Source organism: Halomonas sp. KM072, assembly GCF_050710315.1.
Lineage (GTDB): Bacteria > Pseudomonadota > Gammaproteobacteria > Pseudomonadales > Halomonadaceae > Vreelandella > Vreelandella hamiltonii.
Window position 1 is genome coordinate 3,811,982 of record NZ_CP136132.1, and the last position, 22,671, is coordinate 3,834,652.

The following is a 22,671-nucleotide window of genomic DNA, read 5'->3' on the forward strand; positions in this document are numbered from 1 at the left end:
CGTTGACCCTAAGAGATCGCCATGGCCCGTCCCAGACAGCATGCGCCCGACGCCCTCCATACGCAGGTCATGCACGCTTGTGATGAGTGGTTGGCTCAGCAGCCAGTTCATGGCCTATCACTGCGTGCCCTGGCCCGAGAAGTGGGCTGTGCGCCCAGTACCCTGCTCAAGTTATATGGCAGCTTCAATAACCTGTTGCAGCATGTCAACGTTGAAACCCTGGCCCGGTTGCAGCAGACCATTACCGGCTTGGCGGCCGATGACCCTGAACCCTGGCTGCGTGCCCTGGCGCATGCCTATTGGCGCTTTGCCGAGCAGGATTGTTACCGCTGGCAGCTGTTGTTCGACTATCCGCTGGCCCAGGAGGGTGAGCTGGATCAGCGCCAAAGCGATCTCATCGAGGCGCTGTTTACTCAGGTGGAAACCTCACTGAAACAGTACCAGCCCGCGCTGGACGATCTCGAAGCGCGCCGCCTGGGGCGCACGCTGTGGGGGAGTGTACATGGCCTGGTGCAGTTGGGGTTGAATGAACGGCTGGGCTACTGGCAGGGGCAGCAGCTGAAGGTCGATGAGTTGCTGGACCAGTTGATGAGCACGGTTCTGGCCGGATTGCGGCACCGGGAGGCGGTGACGTGACAGGAGGGGTGAAGGCGCTGCGCCGCCTGCTACGTCGATTGATCTATCTCGCCATGCGTGGCTGCTATCGGCTGACGGTGCATGGGCAAGGGCATGTGCCGAAACAAGGTGCTGCGCTGGTGGTGTGCAACCATGTCAGTTTCATGGACGCTCTGGTACTGGGAGGCGCCAGCCCCCGACCGCTGCGGTTCGTGATGGATCAGCCCATCTTCGAGTCCCGCTGGCTCAAGTGGTGGTTTCAACTGGTAGGTGCCATTCCCATCGAGTCGGAGCGCCATAGCCCCGGCGCGCTGCGGCGCACGCTGGACGAGGTCAGCAAGGCGCTGCGCGACGGTGACGTGGTCATGGTGTTTCCGGAAGGGCGCTTGACCCCCGATGGCGAGATTCACACCTTTCGCCGTGGGCTGGAGACCATTCTGGCTCGTGACAACGTGCCGGTGATCCCTGCCGGGCTGGCCGGGCTGTGGGGTTCCTGGACGTCACATCACGGCGGAAAAGCCTTGAAGAAGTGGCCGTCGCGGTTCAGAGCGCCGGTCAGCCTGCACTTTGGCCCGCCCATTGCCGTACAAGAGGTGGAGGGCGTTGCCCTGCGGCGCTACCTGGAGACCCGGGTAAGGGCGCTCAAGGCGGCGGCCGATAGCGACATCGCGCACCGTTAGCCGCATCAACGACGCGGCAGGCGGAGCTTCTGCCAACAGCGGGCGGAAGTGATCAGGTTGTCGCGAATCTCGAGAATTTCCATCCGCGTATTGCCTATCTGCAGGCAGGCCGGGCCGTCCGGGAAAGATTCCAGATGTTCGAGAATCAGCCCGTTGAGGGTTTTCGGGCCGTCAGTGGGCAGTTGCCAGCCCAGCATCTTGTTGATCTCGCGGATATTGGCCGTGCCTTCTATGACGTGGCTGCCATCGTCCTGCTGATGAATCTCTTCGTCTTCGGACACGTCGGTGGTGAACTCGCCGACGATCTCTTCCAGAATGTCTTCCAGAGTGACCAGTCCTTCCACATCGCCATACTCGTCGACGACGATGCCGATGCGCCGTTTCTGTTTCTGGAAGTTCAGCAGTTGGGTATGCAGCGGTGTCGACTCGGGAATGAAATAGGGCTCGCGTGCTTCCTGAACGATGGCGGCCTTGGTGACTTCATCGCGGGATAAAAAGCGCGCTGCGTTCCGCAGGTGCAGCATGCCGATGATATTGTTGATATCACCTTTGTAGACCGGCAAGCGAGTATGCTGGCTGGTGCGGATCTGGGTCAGGATCTCTTCCAGGGAATCATCCAGATCGATGCCCAGCACTTCATGCCGCGGCACCATGATGTCGTTCACCGTGACGTTTTCGAGATCCAGAATCGACAGCAGCATGGCCCGGTGGCGGTAAGGGATCAGGGTGCCCGCTTCATGTACCACGGTACGCAGCTCGTCACGAGTTAGGCTATCGCCGCCACTATCCACGCTTTTCACGCCAATCAGCCTTAGCAGACCGTTCGACATCACATTGACCAGCCATACCAAGGGGTAGAGTAGCTTTAGCAGCGGCTCCAGGGCGTAGGAGGTGGGGTAAGCAATGCGCTCAGGCTTGATGGCCGCGTAGGTTTTGGGTGTAACTTCCGCGAAAATCAGAATGGTGATGGTGAGCAACGCGGTGGAAATAGCCGGGCCGGACACATCGCCAAAAAAGTGGATAGCAATAATCGTGGCAATGGAGGCTGCCAAGTTATTGACGAAGTTATTGCCAATCAGAATAACGCCAATGAGTCGATCAGGGCGGGTGAGCAAGCGCATCACGCGCTTGGCGCTACGGTCGCCGCTGTTGGCTTGGTGGCTGAGTCGATAGCGGTTGATCGACATCATGCCCGTTTCGGAGCTGGAGAAGAAGGCAGACAGTAAAATCAGCAAGGCTAGCAGGCCGAACAGTAACCCCAGGGGGAAGTCGTCGCTCAAGTCGAATGTTCCTTTATGGCGTATCAGGCTCGATTTGTAGAGTCATGCGGGTAGCGTGTCAAGGAGCGCTTAGCGATTCAGCAGGATTTCCAGCACGAACTTGCTGCCGAAATACGCCAGCAGCAGCAGAGCGCAGCCCCCGAGGGTCCAGCGCACCGCGCGCATGCCACGCCAGCCGAAACGGTAGCGGCCCACCAGCAGCGTCGTGAAGATGATCCAGGCCCCCAGCGACAGCACGGTCTTGTGGGCCAGGTGTTGTGCAAACAGGTTGTCCAGGAAGATCAGGCCGCTGGCGATGGATACCGTGAGCAGCAGAATGCCCGCCCACACCAGCTCGAACAGCACCCGCTCCATGGTGGTCAGCGGTGGCAGTGACTGCACGATGCCGCGAATGTGGTGATGGCGCAGGGCCTGATTTTGCAGCCCCACCAGTACCGCCTGCACGGCAGCGATGGCCAGCACGGCGAAGGCCAGGGCCGAGCTGACCGCGTGCAGCAGAATGCCGGGGGTCAAGCCGCTGTCGCTACCCTGGCTGGGCAGCCAGGTGGCGACGATGAGCGCGATGCCCGCCAGCGGAAACAGCACGATACCGGCGTTCAAGACGGGCTTGAACAGGCTGGCCACCAGCACCACGTTGACCGCCACGGCCATCAGTAGCGTGGCGCTGGTGGTGAAGCCCGGCAGCAGGCCGGGGGCGGCGCCCACCAGTTTGACCACCACGGGGATATGCAGCAGCAAGCCAAGGGTGCCCAGCAGGCGCACCATGCCTTGGCGTGGCGGCACGCGGCGAAACAGCGTCATGCCCTGCCAGATGGCAGCAGCAACATAGAGTACAAAGGCAATCGTGGCGAAAGGTAGCGCCTGCATGATGCTATCCGTGCGCCTGGCAGCGCGTCATGGGGTAAACGTGGCGACCGGCCAAACGTTTCTGCAAAAACGCCGCAGGGCCCGGTCACTGCCGCTCTTTCCAGAGCAGTACTGCTACTATAACGAATCATGGCAGCGTCGCACAGTCATGGCTAGCCAACGCTTGCGGCCATGGAGACTCGCGGCGTGAGCGCGTATAATCGATGCCACATTCGTCCGGTGAAGACACCCGGCGACAGCGACGGAGGCAGAGGCCCCATGTTTCAGAATTTGAGTGAGCGTCTATCCCAGACGCTGAAGTCTATCAAGGGTCAGGCGCGTCTGACCGACGACAACATCAAGGACACGCTGCGAGAAGTGCGCAAGGCATTGCTCGAAGCCGACGTGGCGCTGCCCGTGGTCAAGGCGTTCATCGAGCGGGTGCGTGAACGTGCGGTAGGCCAGGAGGTCTCCAAGAGCCTGTCGCCGGGTCAGCAGTTCGTCAAGATCGTCCAGCAGGAGCTGGAAGCCATCATGGGCGAGGCCAATGAAGGTCTCTCCCTGAAAGGCTCTCCTGCCGTGGTGCTGATGGCTGGTTTGCAGGGCGCGGGCAAGACCACCTCGGTGGCCAAGCTGGCCCGTTACCTGCGCGAGCGCGAAAAGAAGAAAGTGCTGGTGGTTTCGGCAGACGTCTACCGCCCTGCGGCCATCGACCAGCTGGAAACCCTCGCCAAAGAGGTGCAGGTCGACTTCTATCCATCGCGCTCCGACGAGAAGCCGGTCGATATCGCCACGGCAGCCATCAAGCATGCCAAAATCCAGTTCCATGACGTCGTACTGGTAGATACCGCTGGCCGCCTGGCCATCGACGACGCCATGATGGCCGAAATTCAGGCGCTGCATAAAGCCATTGCTCCTCAGGAAACGCTGTTCGTCGTCGACGCCATGACCGGCCAGGATGCGGTGAATACCGCCAAGGCCTTCCATGAAGCGCTGCCGCTGACCGGCGTCATTCTGACCAAGGCCGACGGTGACGCCCGTGGCGGTGCCGCGCTGTCGGTGCGCCACGTGACCGGCAAGCCGATCAAGTTCATGGGGGTGGGTGAAAAGGTTGATGCCCTGGAGCCCTTCCATCCTGACCGGGTAGCCTCGCGCATTCTGGGCATGGGCGACATGCTGTCGCTGATCGAAGAAGCCGAACGCACCGTCGACAAGAACAAGGCCGCGAAGCTGGCCAGCAAGGTCAAGAAAGGCGATGGCTTCGACCTGGAGGACTTCCGCGACCAGCTCCAGCAGCTCAAGAAAATGGGCGGCATGGGCGGCCTGTTGGGCAAGCTGCCGGGCATGGGTCAGATGGCAGAGATGGCCCAGGGCCCCGGGCCAGAAAAGGAGCTGGGCAAGCTGGAGGCGCTGATCAACTCCATGACGCCCAAGGAGCGCCGCAAGCCCGATATCATCAACGGTTCGCGCAAGCGCCGTATCGCGGCAGGTGCCGGACTGCAGGTGCCGGACCTGAACCGGCTGCTGAAGCAGCACAAGCAGATGCAGAAAATGATGAAGAAAGCCGGGCAGAAGGGCGGCATGCAGAAGATGATGCGTGGCATGTCTGGCCTGATGGGCGGTAAAGGCCCAGGTGGCCCCGGCGGTATGGGAGGCATGGGCGGAATGGGTGGCCCGGGTGGGTTGCCCTGGCGCTGAGCCCGCCTGATGCTCCTTTGCAAGGTTGACGGCCTGTGAGTTTTCTGGCTGTCAGGCTTTCCAAGCAGGTCGCATTTGCGTAGAATGCGGCCTCTTCATGTTTGGGTGTTGCTGAAAAGTGCTCTGGCACTGGGCGATATTCCATGGATGAAGGTCCTGAAGGTGCCCTCTGCTGGGCCAGGCAAGCGTTTCGCAAGCCCTGGTGAGGCAGGAGCACCAAGAAAACAGTATGACGAGTGTTCTGATAGCGCATTGGCGCTATGCCCCACTCGCGTAACCTCAACCGAAGGATAGTTATCGTATGGTTACCATTCGTTTGGCACGTGGTGGCGCCAAGAAGCGTCCCTTTTATCACCTGACCGTGACCGACTCTCGCAACGCCCGTGACGGCCGTTTCATTGAGCGTATCGGTTTCTTCAACCCGGTTGCCCGTGGTCAGGAAGAGCGTCTGCGCGTTGATCTGGACCGTGTGACTCACTGGCAGAGCCAAGGCGCCCAGCTGTCTGGTCGCGTTGCCGAGCTGGTCAAGGAAGCACGCAAGCAGGCGTAAGCCTGAGCGTTGTGTGAGATATCGCCGTTCATCAATGCTGTTGTGGAGTGGTCGTCAATGACGCGTTTTGAAACCAGCCCGACTGACGACACGCACGTTGTGCTTGGTAAGCTGACCAGCCCTCACGGGATCAAAGGTTGGCTGAAGGTCTACTCCTATACCAATCCCATGGACAGCATTCTGGAATACCCTGAGTGGTGGGTGCGTCAAGGTAATACGTTGACCCCCATGCGCGTCGTTCAGGGCAGTCGGCAAGGCAAGGGACTGGTTGTGCAACTGAAAGGGGTCGATGACCGTACGGCGGCCGAAGCGCTGGCCCAGGCGGACATTCTGATGCCCAAGGACGCACTGCCCGAGCTTTCCGACGATGAGTATTACTGGCATGAGCTCGAGGGCCTCGCGGTCTTTACTCAGTCAGGCGAGCGGCTGGGACGGGTCAGCTACCTGTTCGAGACCGGCGCAAACGATGTCATGGTGGTACGTGGAGACGACGACGCAATCGACAAGCGAGAGCGATTGTTGCCTTTCCTGCCCGATGACGTGATCGTTGAGATCCACCTGGAAGAGGGCCGTATGGTCGTCGACTGGGACCCCGAGTTTTGATGAGCCAGAACGCTTTGACGGAACGAACGGAAACGGATGCGACGATGACTTCACCGGCACCCGTGGAAAGTGCGACAGACGCGCCCGCCATGTGGATTGGCGTGGTATCACTGTTCCCTGACATGTTCGATGCGATTACCCAGCAGGGTGTGATCGGTCGAGCCGTCGAGAAGCAGCAGATTGCCCTGGAGTTCTGGAATCCACGCGACTACGCCACCGACCGCCATCGCAGTGTCGATGATCGCCCTTACGGGGGTGGCCCCGGCATGCTGATGAAGGTCGATACCCTCAGGGCTGCGATTGCCGATGCCCGCCAGCGCGCGGAGCAGGCAACCGGTTTGACGCCCACCGTGATCTACTTGTCGCCCCAGGGGCGCAAGCTCGATCAGCAGGGAGTTCAGGCGCTGGCCGCCGCAGGACCCCTAGTGGTGGTTGCCGGGCGCTATGAAGGTATCGATGAGCGTGTGGTGGAGAGTGACATCGATGAAGAGTGGTCGATCGGTGACTATGTGCTCAGTGGCGGCGAACTGCCGGCCATGGTACTGATCGACGCAGCGGCAAGGCTGATACCCGGTGTACTGGGTCATCAGGACTCCGCTATCGAGGACTCGTTTAACGACGGCCTGCTGGACTGCCCGCACTATACTCGCCCGGAAGTGATCGACGGGCGCAAAGTGCCGGATGTGCTGTTGAGCGGTAACCATGCCGCCATCAAGCGCTGGCGGTTGAAGCAGTCTCTGGGACGTACCTGGCAGCGTCGACCCGACCTGCTGAGCGGACGTACCCTGGATGCCGAGCAGCAACGGCTGCTGGATGAGTTCATCGAGGAACACGCCTCGTCTGTGGTGTCGACAACGACACCCTAGAGGATGGCGGCGGTGCAGGGCGAAGGCGTTGGCCAGCGCACCTGTGTCACCCATAACGACTCCCGCGTGGCTCGCTTCGAGCGCCGGGATCACGGTTTGCCCCTTTCACAACTGCGCGGCAAGCCACTACGTTATTTAGGAGCATGAAGATGAGCAGCAAGAACAAGGTGATCCAGGCGATCGAAGCCGAGCAAATGAGCAAAGAGATTCCTGCTTTTGCACCGGGCGACACCGTTGTCGTTCAGGTTAAAGTAAAAGAAGGTACTCGCGAGCGTCTGCAGGCGTTTGAAGGTGTGGTCATCGGCAAGCGTAACCGTGGCCTGAACTCCGCTTTCACCGTGCGCAAGATTTCTCACGGTGTTGGCGTTGAGCGTACTTTCCAGACCTACAGCCCGCTGGTTGACTCCATCGAAGTCAAGCGTCGCGGTGACGTTCGTCAAGCCAAGCTTTACTACCTGCGTGAGCGTAGCGGTAAATCTGCACGTATCAAGGAAAAGCTGGTTTAATCACCACGCTTTCACGGGCGCCTGGCGCTCGGATACGGAAAACCCCGTTACCGCTTTGCGGAGCGGGGTTTTTGCTTATCGTTCTAGCATGAGACCGTTTGCGTATGAGTATGATCGATGCCTATCTGGATGCCCTTTGGCTGGAACAGGGTGCCAGTGACCATACGCTAGCGGCCTACCGGCGAGACTTGACGGCCTGGCAGCAGTGGCTGGCGGAAGAGGGCGAGACGCTGTTGACGGCCTCGCCGGACCGCCTGGGCGTGTGGCTCGACCAGCGCCGTGAGCAGGGGTATCAGCTGCGCAGCAATGCGCGCCTGGTGTCGTCGCTGCGCAGCTTCTATCGCTGGGCGCGGCTGTACGGGCATATCGATGCCGACCCGTTGGCCCGCGTGGCGCTGCCACGGGTGCGCCCCAGCCTGCCCAACACGCTGGAAGAGGACGAAGTGGAGCGGCTGCTGCTGGCGCCGGACATCGAAACGCCGCTGGGCGTGCGTGACCGCGCCATGCTGGAGTTGCTGTACGCCTGTGGGCTGCGGGTTTCCGAGCTGGTGGGTTTGACCGGCGATGCGGTGAACCTGCGCCAAGGGGTGGTGCGAGTGCGAGGCAAGGGCGACAAGGATCGCCTGGTGCCCATGGGAGAAGAGGCTGCCGAGTGGCTGGAGCGCTACCTGCGCACGGCGCGTCCTGCCTTGATGCAGGACCCGACGCGGCCTACACTGTTTCCCGGCCGGGGTGACCGTGCCATGACTCGCCAGACCTTTTGGCACCGTATCAAGGCCCACGCCATCACGGCCGGTATCTCGAGGCCACTGTCGCCGCATACGCTGCGTCATGCGTTTGCCACCCACTTATTGAATCATGGTGCCAATTTACGTGTCGTACAGCTGCTGCTGGGTCATAGCGATCTATCGACCACGCAAATTTATACGCACGTCGCCCAGGCGCGCCTGGAGCAACTGCATGCCGACCACCATCCAAGAGGTTGAGAAAACAATGCGTCAACGTATGCCTGAATGTGTAGCGTCCCGTGCCCCCTGGTGGGTGTTGGCAATCAGCCTGCTGCCCTCGCTGGCCCTGGCGGACGCCACGGCCGACCGCCTGGCCGAAAGCCTGAGCGTCAATGGCCAGCCGATGCCGGTAGAGCAGGTCAGTGTCACGCCGATGGAGGGCATCTACCATGTGCGCCTGGAGAGTGGTGAGTCGTTCTACTCCAATGCCGATGGCAGCCACTTTCTGGTGGGGGATCTGTTTGAAAACGCCGATAATGGGCTGGTCAACCTGACCGAGCAGTCGCGCAATCAGCAGCGGGCCGAAGCGCTGGCCGCCATCCCCGAGGACGAGCGTGTCATTTTTCGCGGCGTCGGTGAGCCCAAGGCAACGGTCATCGTGTTTACCGACCCTACCTGCCCCTACTGCGAGCGTCTTCACGAGACGATTCCAGAGCTCAACGAGCGCGGGATTGCGGTACACTATCTGGCCTTCCCGCGCGCGGGCATGAGCAGCGCTGCTGCAGAAACGCTTCAGCAGGTATGGTGCTCCGACAATCGCAGCGAAGCGATGAATCAGGCCAAGGAGCGGCTGGCCATTGGCGCCAGTGCGCGGTGCGACAACCCGGTGGCCGAGCAGTATGCGCTGGGCCAGGCGCTCGGGGTTCAAGGCACCCCTGCCATCGTGCTGCCCAGCGGTCAGATGGTGCCGGGTTTTGTGCCTGCCGAGCGGCTGGTGGCCATGTTAGGCTTGGAAGATGAATAACGTCACCCGAGTGACGAACATAGCGCTGAGACACTGAATCACGAGGCGGTGCCCAAGGGCGCCCAACACGAAAGGGGAAGTATTTTGAAACCGGTAAGAGTAGGCATTTGTGGGCTAGGTACGGTCGGTGGTGGCACGTTCAACGTGCTGACGCGTAATGCGGACGATATCAGTCGCCGCGCGGGCCGTCCCATCGTCATCGAACAGGTCGCTCACCGCAGTATTCATGCTGACTGCGATATTACCGGCATCAACGCCACTACCGACGTGTTTGAAGTGGCCAACAACCCCAACGTGGACGTGCTCGTCGAGCTGATCGGTGGCTACGACATCGCCCGTGAGCTGGTGCTGGCGGCCATTGCCAATGGCAAGCACGTGGTGACGGCCAACAAGGCGCTGATCGCGGTGCACGGCAACGAGATCTTCCGCGCGGCCCACGAAAAGGGCGTAATCGTGGCGTTCGAGGCGGCGGTGGCTGGCGGTATTCCCGTCATCAAGTCCCTGCGTGAGGGGCTGGGTGCCAACCGTATCGAGTGGGTGGCCGGTATCATCAACGGCACCGGCAACTTCATCCTGACCCACATGCGGGACGATGGCCGTGCCTTTGAAGACGTGTTGGCCGAAGCCCAGGCGCTGGGCTACGCGGAAGCCGACCCCACCTTCGACGTGGAAGGCATCGATGCGGCGCACAAGCTGACCATTCTGGCCTCCATTGCCTACGGCGTGCCGCTGCAGTTTGAAAAAGCCTTTACCGAAGGCATCTCGCGGATCACCGCCGAAGACGTGGAGCAAGCCGACAACCTTGGCTATGTGATCAAGCACCTGGGCATTTCCAAGCGTACCGATCAAGGGCTGGAGCTGCGGGTGCATCCCACGCTGATTCCAAAAGAGCGTTTGCTGGCCAATGTCCATGGGGTGAAAAACGCCATCGCGGTCATGGGCGATGCCGTGGGCCCGACGCTCTATTACGGCGCCGGTGCCGGTGCCGAGCCAACGGCTTCCGCCGTGGTGGCCGACCTGCTGGACGTGGCGCGTGATATCGCCACCGACCACCACTATCGAGTGCCTTACCTGGCGTTCAGCGGCATCGACGAAGACGTCAGCCAGCTGCCGATCATGCCCATGGAAGAGATCACCACGGCCTACTACCTGCGCTTGCTGGCAGTGGACCGTCCTGGTGTGCTGGCGCGGGTGGCGACGATTCTTGCCGAGCAGGGCATCTCCATCGAAGCGCTGATCCAGAAAGAGGCCACCGAAGGTGAGCTGGTACCGATCATTCTGCTGACCCATCGCACCAAAGAGCGCCAGATGAACGCAGCGATCCGCGAAATCGAGGCCATGGCCGATATCGCAGGCCCCGTCACCCGCATTCGTGTGGAAGCCCTGGACGAAGGAGAGTGAGCATGCGCTACGTCAGTACTCGCGGTCAGGCCCCCGCGCTTTCGTTCGAGGAAGTCGTGCTCACCGGCATGGCCAGCGACGGCGGCCTCTACGTGCCGGAAAGCGTCCCGACCTTCAGCCGTGAAGAGCTGGCCAGCATGGCCGGGCTCTCCTATGCCGAGATCGCCTTTCGGGTCATGAAGCCCTTCGTCAACGGCGAGATCGACGACGAGACGTTCCACGGCCTGGTCACCGATGCCTACGCCACGTTCAATCACGACGCGGTGCTGCCGCTGAAGCAGCTCGACGCCAACCACTTCCTGCTGGAGCAGTTCCACGGGCCCACGCTGGCGTTCAAGGACGTGGCACTGCAACTGCTGGGGCGGCTGTTGGATCACTTCCTGAAAAAGCGTGACGAGCGTGCGGTGATCATGGGCGCCACGTCCGGGGATACCGGCTCGGCGGCCATCGAAGGCTGCCGCCATTGCGACAACCTGGATATCTTCATTCTGCACCCCCACAACCGCGTGTCGGAAGTGCAGCGTCGTCAGATGACCACGGTACTGGCAGACAACGTGTTCAACGTGGCCATCGAGGGCAACTTCGACGATGCCCAGGCCATGGTCAAGGCCAGCTTTGCCAACCAGGGCTTCCTGAACGGCACCCGGCTGGTGGCGGTGAATTCGATCAACTGGGCGCGCATCATGGCCCAGATCGTCTACTACGTGGCCGCCGGGGTCGCACTGGGCGCACCGCAGCGGGAAGTGAGCTTCTGTGTGCCATCGGCCAACTTCGGCAACGTCTTTGCGGGCTACATGGCCTACAAGATGGGGCTGCCAGTGAAGCAGTTCATCATTGCCACCAATGCCAACGACATTCTGCATCGTACCCTGGCGGCCAACGACTTCTCCAAAAAGGAGCTGGCTGCCACGCTAGCGCCCTCCATGGATATCGTCGTGTCGTCCAACTTCGAACGTCTGCTGTTCGATGCCTACGAGCGTGATGGCGACGCCGTGGCCGCCCTGCTGGAGCGCTTCCAGCAGGAGCCCACGGCGCTGGCCGATGCGCCGCTGGCCAAGCTGCGGGAAAAATTCGCCAGCTACAGCGTGGATGACGCCACGATTCTGGAAGTCATTCGCGAAGCCCATCGTCGCACGGGTGAGATTCTCGACCCCCATACCGCCACCGGTTATCGCGCGGCGGAGCGGGCGCGTCAGGATACCACCACGCCAATGATCACCCTGGCCACGGCTCACCCGGCGAAATTTGCCGAAGCCGTGGTCAAGGCGGGCTTCCAGGGCGTGCCGCTACCCACGCACATGAACGACCTGCTGGAGCGTGAAGAGCGCTACACCGTGCTGCCGGCAGAGCTGGGTGCGGTGCAGCAGTTCGTTGCCGACAACCGTCGCTGAGGTGGCATGACGACAGTGTCACCCCTCTCAGCCAGTCACCCTCGCCTCGAGCCTCGTCCTCTGGACGAGGCTGTTTACATGCGCGCCCAGGCGCAAGGGCTAAGCGAGCTGCAGGCGCGCCTGTTGGCGTCGCGGCTGCCCGGCTATACCGGCGAACTGACACCGCTGGTGTCGCCCAGCCTGCGCTATCTGGTGCACCCTGAAAAGCTGGCCGATGGTCGGCGCGCCGCGGAGCGGATTGCCCAGGCGGTCGCCGAGGGCGAGTCCATTGGCATTCTGACCGACTACGATGTGGACGGCATCACCTCTCACGTGGTCATTCGGCGTGCGCTGGTCGAGCTATTTGGCGTGCCCGAGCACAAGCTACACAGCTTAATTGGTCACCGCATTCACGACGGCTACGGCATCAGCCTGCCGCTGGTGGAGCGAACGCTCGGCTTGAAGCCGCTGCCCACGCTGGTGATCACCGCCGACTGTGGCAGCTCCGACGAGCCGCGGATCGCGCGCTTGAAAGCGGCGGGGATCGACGTGGTGGTCAGCGACCACCATGCGCTGCCCTTGGAAGGCCCGCCGCCCTCGGCTTACGCCTGCGTCAACCCCACCCGCAGCGACTGTCGCTATCCGGATAAAACCATCGCAGGCTGCATGGTGGCGTGGCTACTGATGTCACTGGCCCGTAGCGTGCTGGTGGAGTGGGGCGCGCTGCCGGATGCCACCCCCAAGCTCTCGCCCTGGCTCTCCTACGTGGCCCTGGGCACGGTGGCCGACTGCGTCTCGTTGGGGGGCAGCCCTGCCAACCGAGCGGTGGTCAGCCATGGGTTGACCCTGATCAACCGTATGGATGCCGCCTGCTGGCGCGCCATGGCCGCGCGGTTAGGGGCCGACAGTGTCCCGTTCAACGCTGAAACCCTGGCGTTTCAGATGGGCCCGCGCATCAATGCCCGCTCGCGGCTGGACGACCCCTATGCGGCGCTGCACTTTATGCTGGCCGAGAGCGACGGTGTCGCCAATCGGCAGTTGGAGGTGCTGGATCAGGATAATCAGTCGCGCAAGGCCATCGAAGCCGACATGACCGAGGAAGCCAAGGCGCTGGCGGTCGCGGCTCTGGAGGCCAATGAGCCCGCTATCGTGGTGCTGCTGGAAGACGGCCACCCCGGCGTGCAAGGGATCGTCGCTTCCCGCCTGGTACAGGCCTATGGCCGTCCGGCGCTGATACTGACGCGGGCCGCTGCACCCAACATGCTGACCGGTTCTGGCCGCTCCATCGACGGCCTGCATCTGCGCGACGCGCTGCAAAGAACCTTCGAGCTGGCACCCGAGGCGCTGCCGCGCTTTGGTGGGCACCGCGGTGCCGCAGGGGTCGGTGTACCCAGGGAGCAGCTGGTGGCCTTCAAGGCGGCCTTTCTGCAGGCCGTTGGCGAGCAACTGGGCAACATGCCGCTCTACCCTCGCCTATGGACCGATGGCGAGCTGTCAACGGCCCAGCTTAGCCTGGCCACGCTGGAAGAGATCGAGACCCTGGGCCCCTATGGCCGGGAGTTCGAACCTCCGCTGTTCGAAGGACGCTTCATCGTGGAGGCGCTGCGCCCGGTGGGAGCCGAAGGCTCGCATCTGATGATGGAGCTTTCCATGGGAGCGGTGACCAGCAAGGCGATCTGGTTTCGCGCCCTGACGCCGGGCGAGCTGCCTTCGTTTGGGGTGGGCGACACCCTGCACTGTGCCTACAAGCTCAACCGCAACCGCTGGCGCGGTCGCGAGGCACTGCAGTTGATGGTGGAGCACGCTAGCCCCGTTTGACGCGCTCCGCTATCCTCGCGTCCTTGGCCGATGCCCCGGCCGCTCCAACAATCCTAAAAAGGACGCATCGATGCGTATGGAAGATCTTCCCAAGGACCCCCACAAGCCCTACGAGGACGTGATGGCGATGCTGCTGGGCACGCTGTTCGTGGCGCTGGGAGTCACCCTGTATACCCACGCGGTGCTGCTGACAGGCAGCACCGCCGGGATGGCGCTGCTGCTGAATTACCTGAGCGGATGGGGGTTCGGTGTGTGGTTCTTTGCCATCAACCTGCCGTTTTACTATCTGGCCATCAAGCGCATGGGCTGGAGCTTTACGCTACGTACCTTTGCCGCCATTGGCCTGGTCTCGCTATTTTCCGAGTTGACCCAGCGCTGGGTCAGTTTTGAAAGCGTCCCTTCGCTGTACGCCGCCGTGATGGGCGGCGCGCTGATGGGCATTGGCATGCTGATGCTGTTTCGCCACCGCACCAGCCTTGGCGGCATCAACATTCTTGCCCTCTACCTGCAAGACAAGCATGGCCTGCGGGCAGGCTATGTGCAGCTCGGCATCGACGCCGTGATCCTGCTGGTGGCACTCACCCAGCTACCCCTAGACCGCGTAGGCTACTCGGTGTTGGGGGCGCTGATGCTCAACTTGATTATCGCCCTGAACCACAAGCCAGGGCGTTATATCGGGGTTAGCTAAGCGGTTGCTAGTTAAGCCAAAACCACCAGACGATCAAGCCAATGACGGCGATACCCGCAAGATTGATCAGTAAACTCATACGGCCTCCTGCTGGGTGGGCTTCCATAACCGCAGGCGGTTGGCGTTGCTGACCACGGTGATGGAGGAGAGCGACATGGCCGCGCCCGCAATAATGGGTGACAGCAGCATGCCGGTCATGGGGTAGAGCACGCCAGCGGCAATCGGGATGCACAGCACGTTATAGCCAAACGCGCCGATCAGGTTCTGCTTGATGTTAGAGAGCGTGGCACGGCTCAGTTCAATCGCCGTGGCCACGCCGTGTAGTGAACCGCGCATCAGCGTAATACCGGCGCTCTCCATGGCGATATCGGTACCCTGGCCAATGGCAAAACCCACGTTGGCTCGGGCCAGCGCGGGGGCGTCGTTAATACCGTCGCCCACCATGCCGACCACTTCGCCCGCCGCTTGGCGGCGCTCAATTTCTGCGTGCTTGTCGTCAGGCGTCATACCTGCCTTGAACTCGCTAATGCCGACCTCGCGGGCCACCGCAGCAGCGGTATGCTCGTTATCGCCCGTCAACATCACCACGGTTAACCCATCATCCTGCAAGCGCTTCACGGCGGCGGCGGCATCTTTGCGCAGCGGGTCGCTAACGCCGAAGAGGGCGGCCAGCTTGCCATTCACCGCTAAATAAACCAGCGAGCGCGCCTTGGCTTCCAACTGGCGAATGCTCTCGTCTGCTGGGGAAAGATCAACGCCAGCCTCATCCAGTAGCCGCGCATTGCCTAGCAGCAGCGTGTCATTAGCTTGGCTGGTGCCTTTAACACCGCCGCCGGTCACGCTATCAAAGCTAGCCAGCGTATCGGGTCGGGCGCCTTGCTCTTCGGCGTAGGCCGTCAGCGCTTTGGCAAGGGGGTGCTCGGAGCGGCTCTCTAAGGCGGCCACCCAGGCCAGTACTTGGGTGCTATCATCGTGCAGCACCGTTGCCTCGGTGACGCGCGGTTTGCCTTCGGTCAGCGTTCCCGTTTTATCGACGACCAGCGTGTTCAGGCGGCTAGCGGTTTGCAGCGCTTCGCCGCTGCGCACCAGCACGCCATGCTCGGCGGCTTTGCCCACGCCAATCATGGTAGAGATCGGGGTGGCCAAGCCCAGCGCGCAGGGGCAGGCGATAATTAGCACGGTAGTAGCAGTAACCAGCATATGAATAGCCACCGGAGCGGGTCCGAGGTTGTACCAGGCAAGGGCCGTTAGCACCGCAATAATCATCACGGCGGGTACAAATATGCCTGAGATCGTATCGGCCAGCTCGCCAATCGGTGGGCGGGAGTTTTGTGCGCTGGCCACCTGCTCGGTAATGCGCCCCAAACGGGTATCGCGGCCGATGCGCGTGGCGCGGTACACCAAGCTACCGTTACCGTTCACCGTGCCCGCGCTTACGTCATCGTCCGCTGTTTTATGCACGGGCACCGGTTCGCCGGTAAGCATGGATTCATCGATATAGCTCTGGCCGTCGAGCACTACGCCATCCACCGGCAGCCGCTCACCGGGGCGCACGCGAATATGGTCATCCAGCGCTACATCGTCCACCGCGATTTCTTGTTCAACGCCGTCGCGTATCACCCGGGCGGTTTTCTCCTGCAGGTCGAGCAGCCGTTTAAGGGCGCTGCTGGTGCGACCGCGGGCTTTGAGCTCCAGTGCATTGCCCAACAAAATCAGGCCGATCACCATGGCAGAGGCTTCAAAATAGATGCCGTGAGCCACCTCAGGCAACCAGGGGGCAAAGAGCACCACCATCATGGAGTAGAGCCAGGCGGTGCCGGTACCCATGGCCACCAGGGTGTCCATGTTGGCTTGATGATGCTTGAGGTTCTTCCATGCATTCACAAAGAAGTGGCGGCCAGGAAAGACCAGAATGGCCAGGGTGAGCAGGCCAATCACCAGCCAGAACAAGCGCCCCATCCCCACCGGGTGTGGGTGATAGAAAAACATACTGAGCATGAGCGGTAGCGCCAAGGCGAGCGAGTAGGCACTACCCTTCAGGCGGATTTTATAGAGCCGCGCTTCTTGTTCTGCACGCGTCTCTTCGGCGGCGCGCATATCGACAATCGGTTCGGCGCGGTAGCCTGCGGCATCGACGGCGGCCAGCAGCGTTGCTACATCGACGTGGCCAAACACCTGGGCGGTATGGGTCGCGAAATTGACGCTGGCCGTATCCACGCCTTGTGCGCGTTCCAAGGCTTTCTGGACACTTTTGACACAGCTGGCGCAGGTCATGCCGGTGATGGCCAGGCGTATTCGCTGGCTGCCCTGGTGGGAGCGTGGCGTGTCAGCCGTGTGGGCCGCTGCCGTTGAGTCGTTACCTTCGGCCTCGGTTTTGGTGTCGTCAACAGCTGGCGGGGCCAGCTCGCTGGGAGGGTAGCCTGCCTTTGCCAGGGCGTCATCCAGAGCCGTCATGCTCAGGGTGGTGGTGACCTCCAGGCGTTTGTCGGCTGGGAAGCCGGTCACCTCGGCAGTGGCGTCCTCGGCGAGAATTGCTTCCCGCATGCGCTTGACGCAGCCCTGGCAGTTCATGCCGGGCACGGTGCGGGTCAGCGTTGTGGGCGGTGCGGGCGGTGCGGGGCGTTGGGGCATGCTGCCTCCTCGGGAAAACTTTCGATCAAGCGGCACAGGCTGTGGCCATCGGGGGTGCCGTCGGGCATGGCCTGCCAGCTCTCCAGCGCCTGCTCCATGCGGTGCGCCAGCGCTTCCAGCTCGGCAATGCGCGCCCTGATTTGCGGCAGGCGATGGGCCAGCAGGTCGCGTACCAGCGGGCAGGGCGAGTCGCCCTGGTCGGCATGGGCCAGAATGTCGCGTATTTCGGCCACGCTAAAACCCAGTTTGCGGGCGCGCTGAATGAAGTGCAGGCGCTCTAGGTCCCCAGCGGTGTAGAGCTGATAGCCGTTGTCTGGATGCCTGCTCGGCGTCAAGAGGCCTTCACGGGTGTAGTGACGCACCGTTTCCGCCGTGACGCCACCGCGTTTGGCCAGTTCACCGACTTTGATGGCGCTCACGAAGCCTCCTTTTTGACATCGCTTTCGAAAAAGATAGTGTAAAACCCTTGGGTAACCCATAGGTCAAGGGCCGCCCTCATCTCCATCGAAATGACTAAAACACTGATTTCAAACGACCGTGCGACTAATGTATAAGTAAAAAACAAAATAAAACGCTCGTTTGCCCTTGAACCAAACCCTACATTGGGCGAAAACTTAGGTGTCAGAACAATGCGGATGGAACGCACCGTCCGACGGATCATCGGGAGAGAGGCCCACCATGAATAATAACTTCAAGAAGCTGACCCTTGCGGCTGCCATCGCAGCGGTGGCCTTCACTGGCCAGGCGCAGGCGGGCGGGTACCAGATCAACGAACAGAGCGTCAGTGGCCAGGGCTATGGCCATGCTGGGCGTAGCTCGAACGTCAACGACGCCACCATCGTGTTCGGTAACCCTGCGGGTATGTCGTTCCTGGACCGTGCCCAGGTGACGGCGGGCGGCACTTACCTTAATGTAAATACTGATATAAATAATGCAGAGGCAACACGCTCTAGTGCTTTGACGGGTGGAATTGAACAACCTGTGGCTGGCTCATCAGAAGGTGATATTGTTCCGGGCACTTTGGTTCCGTTTGCATTCTATGCTCAGCCGGTCAATGAGCGCTTGGCATTTGGCTTCGGTGTTTATGCTCCCTTTGGTTCCAAAACTGATTATGAAAGTACCTTCCTCGGGCGTAACCAGGGGAATTACACGGAGGTTACCGTGGTAAGTGCTCAGCCTACGGTGTCGTACCGCTTTAACGACCAGTGGTCGGTGGGGGCAGGGTTAACTTACAACCGAGTAGAGGGCGAGCTGCATCGGCAGGTGCCCCATGCTCTAGGTGGTGAACTTGATTCTCGCGTGGAAGGTGATGATGACGCATGGGGCTATAATCTTGGCGTGATTTATCAGCCTGTGCCTGAGACCACTCTTGGTCTGACCTATCGATCGAAGGTTAGTTATACTTTGACTGGTGATTTCCGGGCCACGGCGAGTGACGGTAGTCTAGCTGTTGCTGGTGTGAGCGAGGGAGATGTGGTTAGCCGAGATAGCGCCAGTCTCGAACTGACGACGCCGGAAACAGTTAACTTCTCTGTGACACAGCAGATGTCTGATCGTCTGAAACTCATGGCGGGTGCGTCCTGGACTCGCTGGAGTCGTTTCGATGAAATTCGGGTGATTGGTAGCGATGGTCGTGCAGATGATCCAATTACCTTAGAAGAGCAAAACTATTCCAATGCTTGGGCATTTGCTACGGGTGGCGAGTACCAACTGACGCCTCAGTTGGCGCTGCGTGCTGGGGTAACTCTGGATTTTACGCCTACCAATGATGCGACACGTAGCGTACGTATTCCTTCCGATGACCGTCGTATTTTCTCCATTGGTGCCGGTTGGACACCCTCAGAAAATCTGACGTTAGATTTCGCGTATTCATATTTGACAGAGCGCGGTACTCATGTCCATCAAGAGAAAGAGGATCCATTAGAGGATTTGCCTCTTCCTCCGGTGACATCAACATATACTGCTGATTACAAAAACGAAGCCCACGGCTTTGGTGCGCAGTTGACCTATCGTTTCTAATGCTCGCGCATGAAGCGACCCTGAACCCGGCTTCGGCCGGGTTTCTTGCGTCTTGGCACTCTGTTTAAGCCCGCGCGGATGCGCCTGCTGCGCAAGTTGGCTATAATATCGCTCTTTTCCCCAAGCGATTCAGGCGAGTGAGCCCATGCTGGAAACCAACCCGATTCACAACCAGATCAAGGACCTGTCTGAGCGGACAGACGTTCTTAGGGGGTATCTTTGACTATGCCGAGCGTAAAGATCGGCTAGAAGAAGTCTCCCGCGAGCTCGAAGACCCCAACGTCTGGAACGACCCGGAATACGCCCAGAAACTGGGTAAGGAACGGGCCTCCCTGGAAGCCATCGTGGCCACCATCGACGAGCTGGAACAGGGCCTGGCGGATAGCCGCGACCTGTTGGAACTGGCCGAGATGGAAGAGGACGAGGCCACGGTAGAGGAAGTCCGCAAGGAGCTGTCCGGGCTGCAAGACGCGTTGGAAAAACTCGAGTTTCGCCGCATGTTCTCGGGAGAAATGGACGAGAACAACGCTTATCTGGATATTCAGTCAGGATCGGGCGGCACTGAAGCTCAGGATTGGGCCAACATTCTGCTGCGCATGTACCTGCGTTGGGCCGAAAGCCACGGCTTCAAGACCGAGATCATCGAAATCTCTGCCGGTGAAGTCGCGGGTATCAAGTCGGCGTCGCTGCATATTCAGGGTGACTATGCCTTTGGCTGGCTGCGTACCGAAACCGGCGTCCATCGTCTGGTGCGCAAGAGCCCCTTCGACTCGGGTGGCCGTCGCCACACCTCGTTTGCCTCCGTCTTTCTGTCGCCAGAAATCGACGACAGCTTCGAGGTCGAGATCAACCCGTCGGACCTGCGCGTGGACACTTACCGCTCCAGTGGTGCGGGTGGCCAGCACGTCAACACCACCGACTCGGCGGTGCGGATCACCCACGAGCCCACCGGCATCGTGGTGGCCTGTCAAAACCAGCGTAGCCAGCATGCCAACCGCGACTTCGCCATGAAGCAGTTGAAAGCGAAGCTGTGGGAATTCGAAATGCAAAAGCGCAACGCTGCCAAGCAGGAAGCGGAAGACTCCAAAGCCGATATCGGTTGGGGCAGCCAGATTCGCTCTTACGTACTGGATGATCAGCGCATTAAAGATCTGCGTACCGGCGTTCAGTCCAGCAACTGCGACAAGGTGCTCGACGGGGATTTAGATCAGTTTATCGTCGCCAGCCTGAAGCAGGGTTTGTAATCTTTTTAGCGTTTGAACATGAATAGGGTGCCCGATGGCCAACCAAGACGCGTCTTCTTTCGACAATGAAAATCACCTGATCGCCGAGCGCCGTGCCAAGCTCGCCGCCCGCCGTGAGCGGGCGGCCGAGCAGGGCAAAAGCGCTTTCCCGAACGATTTCCGCCGCGACAGCCTCACCGTTGAGCTACATAACCTGCTGGGCGAGAAAGACAAAGCCGAGCTGGAAGCGCTGGACCACCAAGCGTCGGTGGCCGGGCGCGTGATGCGCAAGCGCGGCCCTTTTATCGTGATTCAGGACGTGGCGGGCCAGATTCAGCTCTACGTGGACAAGAAAGGGCTGCCGGAAGACGTGCTGGAGGACATCAAGGGCTGGGACATCGGCGATATCGTCGCGGCCCGCGGCCCGGTGCACAAATCCGGCAAGGGCGACCTTTACGTCATGATGGTGGAAGCGCAGCTGCTCACCAAGAGCCTGCGCCCCCTGCCGGACAAGTTCCATGGCCTGACCGACCAGGAAGCGCGCTATCGTCAGCGTTATGTCGACCTGATCATGAACCCGCAGTCGCGCAAGGTATTCGAAACCCGTGCGGCGGTGATCAGCTCCATGCGGCGCTTCTTCGAAGCGCGCGGCTTCATGGAAGTGGAAACGCCCATGCTGCAGCCGATCCCCGGTGGAGCCGCGGCGCGCCCTTTCATTACTCACCACAATGCGCTGGACATCGACATGTACCTGCGCATCGCGCCCGAGCTGTACCTCAAGCGTCTGGTGGTCGGCGGTTTCGAGAAGGTCTTCGAGATCAACCGTAACTTCCGCAACGAAGGGCTCTCCACGCGCCACAACCCCGAGTTCACCATGGTGGAGTTCTACTGGGCCTACGCGGATTACCGCGACCTGCTGGACATGACCGAAGCCATGCTGCGCACGGCGGCTCAGGAAGTGCTGGGCACCACCACGCTTACCTACCAAGGGGCCAGCTACGACTTCGGCCAGCCCTTCAAACGCCTGACCCTGCGCCAGGCGATTCTGGATCACGGCGACGGCATTACCGAGGCCGACCTGGCGACGCTGGAAGCGGCCCGTGCGGCTGCCGAGAAGCTCGGTATCAAGGTGAAAGAGAGCTGGGGCCTGGGTAAGCTGCAGACCGAGATCTTCGAGGAAGTGGCCGAGCACAAGCTCGACCAGCCCACGTTCATTACCGAATACCCCGCCGAGGTGAGCCCCTTGGCGCGCCGCAACGACGCCGACCCGTTCGTCACCGACCGCTTTGAGTTCTTTGTCGGTGGGCGTGAAATCGCCAATGGTTTCTCGGAGCTGAACGACGCCGAAGACCAGGCGGAGCGTTTCCGTGAGCAGGCAGCCGAAAAAGACGCCGGGGACCTGGAAGCCATGTACTACGATGCCGACTACGTTCGCGCCCTGGAGTACGGCATGCCGCCCACGGCAGGCGAAGGCATCGGGATCGACCGGCTGGTGATGCTGTTTACCGACAGTCCCTCCATTCGAGACGTGTTGTTGTTCCCGGCGATGCGCCCCGAGGTTGATTAACGTTAAACGTCGCAGGGGCGGACGAAAAGTTGGTAAGGGCGCGTTTTAGCGCCCATAATGGTCAACGTTTCGACGGCGAGGAGAATCCCATGAAACTGCTAAATCGCTCTGCCTTGAGCGTCAGGCCGACCCAGACCTTCGTGGACTGGATCAATGCGCTCGAACCCACCATGGGAGACGACGACCTGACCCTGGCCGACGTCGAGCGTGAAAGCACGGTGTATCTGATTCCCGAAATGGATACCCCGGAGGCGCTGGAGACGTTTGTCCGCGACCGGCACGTGGAGATTCTGGAAACCGAGCTGCGCGCCTGGGAAGAGGATGAGCGCCAGTGGCCCGAAAAACTCGACTGGGCGCTGTTCGAAGATTTCCTGCGCGTCGAGCACAGCTATCTGGCCATCGACCTGGATGACGAGACGGCCCTCGAGATCTCTGACGTTGACGATGCCCTGCTGCTCGACAACGAACAAGATTAGCGTGCTATTATTTTTAGCGTAAGCGCACTGTGAAACCGGCTTCGGCCGGTTTCGCCGTTTCAGAGGGGGTTGTTCAGGAAGT

Annotated in this window: 22 protein-coding genes; 18 read left to right on the forward strand and 4 right to left on the reverse strand. The window is 60.8% G+C overall.

All coding sequences use genetic code 11. The annotated features are described in order from the left end of the window. The first annotated feature begins 21 nt into the window (after positions 1 to 21). Together RVM26_RS18140 and RVM26_RS18145 are read left to right on the forward strand one after the other, a co-directional pair. The gene (locus RVM26_RS18140) at positions 22 to 636 is read left to right on the forward strand and encodes a TetR/AcrR family transcriptional regulator (RefSeq protein ID WP_039183407.1); all 615 of its coding nucleotides are present in this window, start codon (positions 22 to 24) and stop codon (positions 634 to 636) included. Beyond that, complete coding sequence (locus RVM26_RS18145; RefSeq protein ID WP_039183404.1) at positions 633 to 1,295, forward strand: 1-acyl-sn-glycerol-3-phosphate acyltransferase; 663 nt, start codon at positions 633 to 635, stop codon at positions 1,293 to 1,295. The genes RVM26_RS18140 and RVM26_RS18145 overlap by 4 nt, the downstream gene beginning before the upstream one ends. Positions 1,296 to 1,300: 5 nt before the next feature. Here RVM26_RS18145 and RVM26_RS18150 read toward each other — a convergent pair whose 3' ends face one another. After that, positions 1,301 to 2,575, reverse strand: coding sequence for an HlyC/CorC family transporter (locus RVM26_RS18150; RefSeq protein WP_498940012.1), 1,275 nt, complete (start codon positions 2,573 to 2,575; stop codon positions 1,301 to 1,303). A 69-nt stretch (positions 2,576 to 2,644) separates the two neighbouring features. Continuing rightward, positions 2,645 to 3,442, reverse strand: a complete 798-nt coding sequence (locus RVM26_RS18155; RefSeq protein ID WP_498940014.1) for a cytochrome C assembly family protein — start codon at positions 3,440 to 3,442, stop codon at positions 2,645 to 2,647. A gap of 258 nt (positions 3,443 to 3,700) precedes the next feature. Between RVM26_RS18155 and ffh the strand changes: the two genes are divergently transcribed. The 12 genes from ffh (at position 3,701) to RVM26_RS18215 (ending at position 14,673) form a co-directional block, all read left to right on the forward strand. Then, positions 3,701 to 5,119 carry a signal recognition particle protein gene (gene ffh / locus RVM26_RS18160; protein ID WP_498940016.1) on the forward strand — a complete coding sequence of 473 codons (1,419 nt, stop codon included), beginning with the start codon at positions 3,701 to 3,703 and terminating at the stop codon, positions 5,117 to 5,119. A 301-nt stretch (positions 5,120 to 5,420) separates the two neighbouring features. Next, positions 5,421 to 5,669, forward strand: coding sequence for a 30S ribosomal protein S16 (rpsP, locus tag RVM26_RS18165; RefSeq protein ID WP_009098555.1), 249 nt, complete (start codon positions 5,421 to 5,423; stop codon positions 5,667 to 5,669). A 57-nt stretch (positions 5,670 to 5,726) separates the two neighbouring features. Further along, on the forward strand, positions 5,727 to 6,272 hold the full coding sequence (gene rimM / locus RVM26_RS18170; RefSeq protein WP_016915997.1) for a ribosome maturation factor RimM: 546 nt from the start codon (positions 5,727 to 5,729) through the stop codon (positions 6,270 to 6,272). Positions 6,273 to 6,361: 89 nt separating this feature from the next. Further along, positions 6,362 to 7,138 carry a tRNA (guanosine(37)-N1)-methyltransferase TrmD gene (trmD, locus tag RVM26_RS18175; protein ID WP_039183457.1) on the forward strand — a complete coding sequence of 259 codons (777 nt, stop codon included), beginning with the start codon at positions 6,362 to 6,364 and terminating at the stop codon, positions 7,136 to 7,138. Positions 7,139 to 7,141: 3 nt separating this feature from the next. Next, positions 7,142 to 7,285 (forward strand): hypothetical protein, encoded by a 144-nt coding sequence (locus RVM26_RS18180; protein WP_498940018.1) that lies wholly within the window; start codon positions 7,142 to 7,144, stop codon positions 7,283 to 7,285. 2 nt (positions 7,286 to 7,287) lie between these two features. Beyond that, entirely contained in the window at positions 7,288 to 7,644 is a 357-nt protein-coding gene (gene rplS / locus RVM26_RS18185; protein ID WP_016915999.1) for a 50S ribosomal protein L19, read from the forward strand. Between the two features lie 104 nt (positions 7,645 to 7,748). Next, complete coding sequence (gene xerD / locus RVM26_RS18190) at positions 7,749 to 8,630, forward strand: site-specific tyrosine recombinase XerD (protein ID WP_498274759.1); 882 nt, start codon at positions 7,749 to 7,751, stop codon at positions 8,628 to 8,630. Next, positions 8,605 to 9,396, forward strand: coding sequence for a DsbC family protein (locus RVM26_RS18195; RefSeq protein WP_498940020.1), 792 nt, complete (start codon positions 8,605 to 8,607; stop codon positions 9,394 to 9,396). The genes xerD and RVM26_RS18195 overlap by 26 nt, the downstream gene beginning before the upstream one ends. An 84-nt stretch (positions 9,397 to 9,480) precedes the next feature. After that, positions 9,481 to 10,797: a homoserine dehydrogenase gene (locus tag RVM26_RS18200; RefSeq protein ID WP_287808030.1), complete on the forward strand. Its 1,317-nt coding sequence runs from the start codon at positions 9,481 to 9,483 to the stop codon at positions 10,795 to 10,797. A gap of 2 nt (positions 10,798 to 10,799) precedes the next feature. Continuing rightward, positions 10,800 to 12,188 carry a threonine synthase gene (thrC, locus tag RVM26_RS18205; RefSeq protein ID WP_016916003.1) on the forward strand — a complete coding sequence of 463 codons (1,389 nt, stop codon included), beginning with the start codon at positions 10,800 to 10,802 and terminating at the stop codon, positions 12,186 to 12,188. 6 nt (positions 12,189 to 12,194) lie between these two features. Then, on the forward strand, positions 12,195 to 13,985 hold the full coding sequence (locus RVM26_RS18210; protein ID WP_498940023.1) for a single-stranded-DNA-specific exonuclease RecJ: 1,791 nt from the start codon (positions 12,195 to 12,197) through the stop codon (positions 13,983 to 13,985). Positions 13,986 to 14,055: 70 nt separating this feature from the next. Further along, entirely contained in the window at positions 14,056 to 14,673 is a 618-nt protein-coding gene (locus tag RVM26_RS18215; protein WP_498940025.1) for a YitT family protein, read from the forward strand. A 75-nt stretch (positions 14,674 to 14,748) separates the two neighbouring features. Here RVM26_RS18215 and RVM26_RS18220 read toward each other — a convergent pair whose 3' ends face one another. Then, entirely contained in the window at positions 14,749 to 17,304 is a 2,556-nt protein-coding gene (locus tag RVM26_RS18220) for a heavy metal translocating P-type ATPase (protein ID WP_498940027.1), read from the reverse strand. Then, positions 17,262 to 17,714 (reverse strand): MerR family transcriptional regulator, encoded by a 453-nt coding sequence (locus RVM26_RS18225; protein ID WP_081194006.1) that lies wholly within the window; start codon positions 17,712 to 17,714, stop codon positions 17,262 to 17,264. Before RVM26_RS18225 ends, RVM26_RS18220 begins: the two co-directional genes overlap by 43 nt. A gap of 268 nt (positions 17,715 to 17,982) precedes the next feature. Here RVM26_RS18225 and RVM26_RS18230 point away from each other — a divergent pair, with 268 nt between their 5' ends. From RVM26_RS18230 to RVM26_RS18245, 4 genes are all read left to right on the forward strand, one after another. Continuing rightward, entirely contained in the window at positions 17,983 to 19,323 is a 1,341-nt protein-coding gene (locus tag RVM26_RS18230) for an OmpP1/FadL family transporter (protein ID WP_498940028.1), read from the forward strand. A 145-nt stretch (positions 19,324 to 19,468) separates the two neighbouring features. Continuing rightward, positions 19,469 to 20,567, forward strand: a protein-coding gene (gene prfB / locus RVM26_RS18235; protein ID WP_498274736.1) for a peptide chain release factor 2 whose coding sequence is annotated in 2 segments (ribosomal slippage) — positions 19,469 to 19,543 and positions 19,545 to 20,567 — 1,098 coding nt in all. Because the reading frame shifts where the segments join, the coding sequence is not laid out codon by codon here. A 34-nt stretch (positions 20,568 to 20,601) separates the two neighbouring features. After that, on the forward strand, positions 20,602 to 22,113 hold the full coding sequence (lysS, locus tag RVM26_RS18240) for a lysine--tRNA ligase (RefSeq protein ID WP_498940031.1): 1,512 nt from the start codon (positions 20,602 to 20,604) through the stop codon (positions 22,111 to 22,113). Between the two features lie 89 nt (positions 22,114 to 22,202). After that, positions 22,203 to 22,589 (forward strand): hypothetical protein, encoded by a 387-nt coding sequence (locus RVM26_RS18245; RefSeq protein WP_016916012.1) that lies wholly within the window; start codon positions 22,203 to 22,205, stop codon positions 22,587 to 22,589. Positions 22,590 to 22,671 lie beyond the last annotated feature (82 nt).

Bases quoted from the DNA above. Each gene is read 5' to 3' on its own strand.
- RVM26_RS18140 (WP_039183407.1), top strand. From the start codon at position 22: ATGGCCCGTCCCAGACAGCATGCGCCCGACGCCCTCCATACGCAGGTC.
- RVM26_RS18155 (WP_498940014.1), bottom strand. From the start codon at position 3,442: ATGCAGGCGCTACCTTTCGCCACGATTGCCTTTGTACTCTATGTTGCT.
- ffh (WP_498940016.1), top strand. From the start codon at position 3,701: ATGTTTCAGAATTTGAGTGAGCGTCTATCCCAGACGCTGAAGTCTATC.
- rpsP (WP_009098555.1), top strand. From the start codon at position 5,421: ATGGTTACCATTCGTTTGGCACGTGGTGGCGCCAAGAAGCGTCCCTTT.
- rimM (WP_016915997.1), top strand. From the start codon at position 5,727: ATGACGCGTTTTGAAACCAGCCCGACTGACGACACGCACGTTGTGCTT.
- trmD (WP_039183457.1), top strand. From the start codon at position 6,362: ATGTGGATTGGCGTGGTATCACTGTTCCCTGACATGTTCGATGCGATT.
- RVM26_RS18180 (WP_498940018.1), top strand. From the start codon at position 7,142: ATGGCGGCGGTGCAGGGCGAAGGCGTTGGCCAGCGCACCTGTGTCACC.
- rplS (WP_016915999.1), top strand. From the start codon at position 7,288: ATGAGCAGCAAGAACAAGGTGATCCAGGCGATCGAAGCCGAGCAAATG.
- xerD (WP_498274759.1), top strand. From the start codon at position 7,749: ATGAGTATGATCGATGCCTATCTGGATGCCCTTTGGCTGGAACAGGGT.
- RVM26_RS18195 (WP_498940020.1), top strand. From the start codon at position 8,605: ATGCCGACCACCATCCAAGAGGTTGAGAAAACAATGCGTCAACGTATG.
- thrC (WP_016916003.1), top strand. From the start codon at position 10,800: ATGCGCTACGTCAGTACTCGCGGTCAGGCCCCCGCGCTTTCGTTCGAG.
- RVM26_RS18210 (WP_498940023.1), top strand. From the start codon at position 12,195: ATGACGACAGTGTCACCCCTCTCAGCCAGTCACCCTCGCCTCGAGCCT.
- RVM26_RS18215 (WP_498940025.1), top strand. From the start codon at position 14,056: ATGCGTATGGAAGATCTTCCCAAGGACCCCCACAAGCCCTACGAGGAC.
- RVM26_RS18220 (WP_498940027.1), bottom strand. From the start codon at position 17,304: ATGCCCCAACGCCCCGCACCGCCCGCACCGCCCACAACGCTGACCCGC.
- RVM26_RS18230 (WP_498940028.1), top strand. From the start codon at position 17,983: ATGAATAATAACTTCAAGAAGCTGACCCTTGCGGCTGCCATCGCAGCG.
- lysS (WP_498940031.1), top strand. From the start codon at position 20,602: ATGGCCAACCAAGACGCGTCTTCTTTCGACAATGAAAATCACCTGATC.
- RVM26_RS18245 (WP_016916012.1), top strand. From the start codon at position 22,203: ATGAAACTGCTAAATCGCTCTGCCTTGAGCGTCAGGCCGACCCAGACC.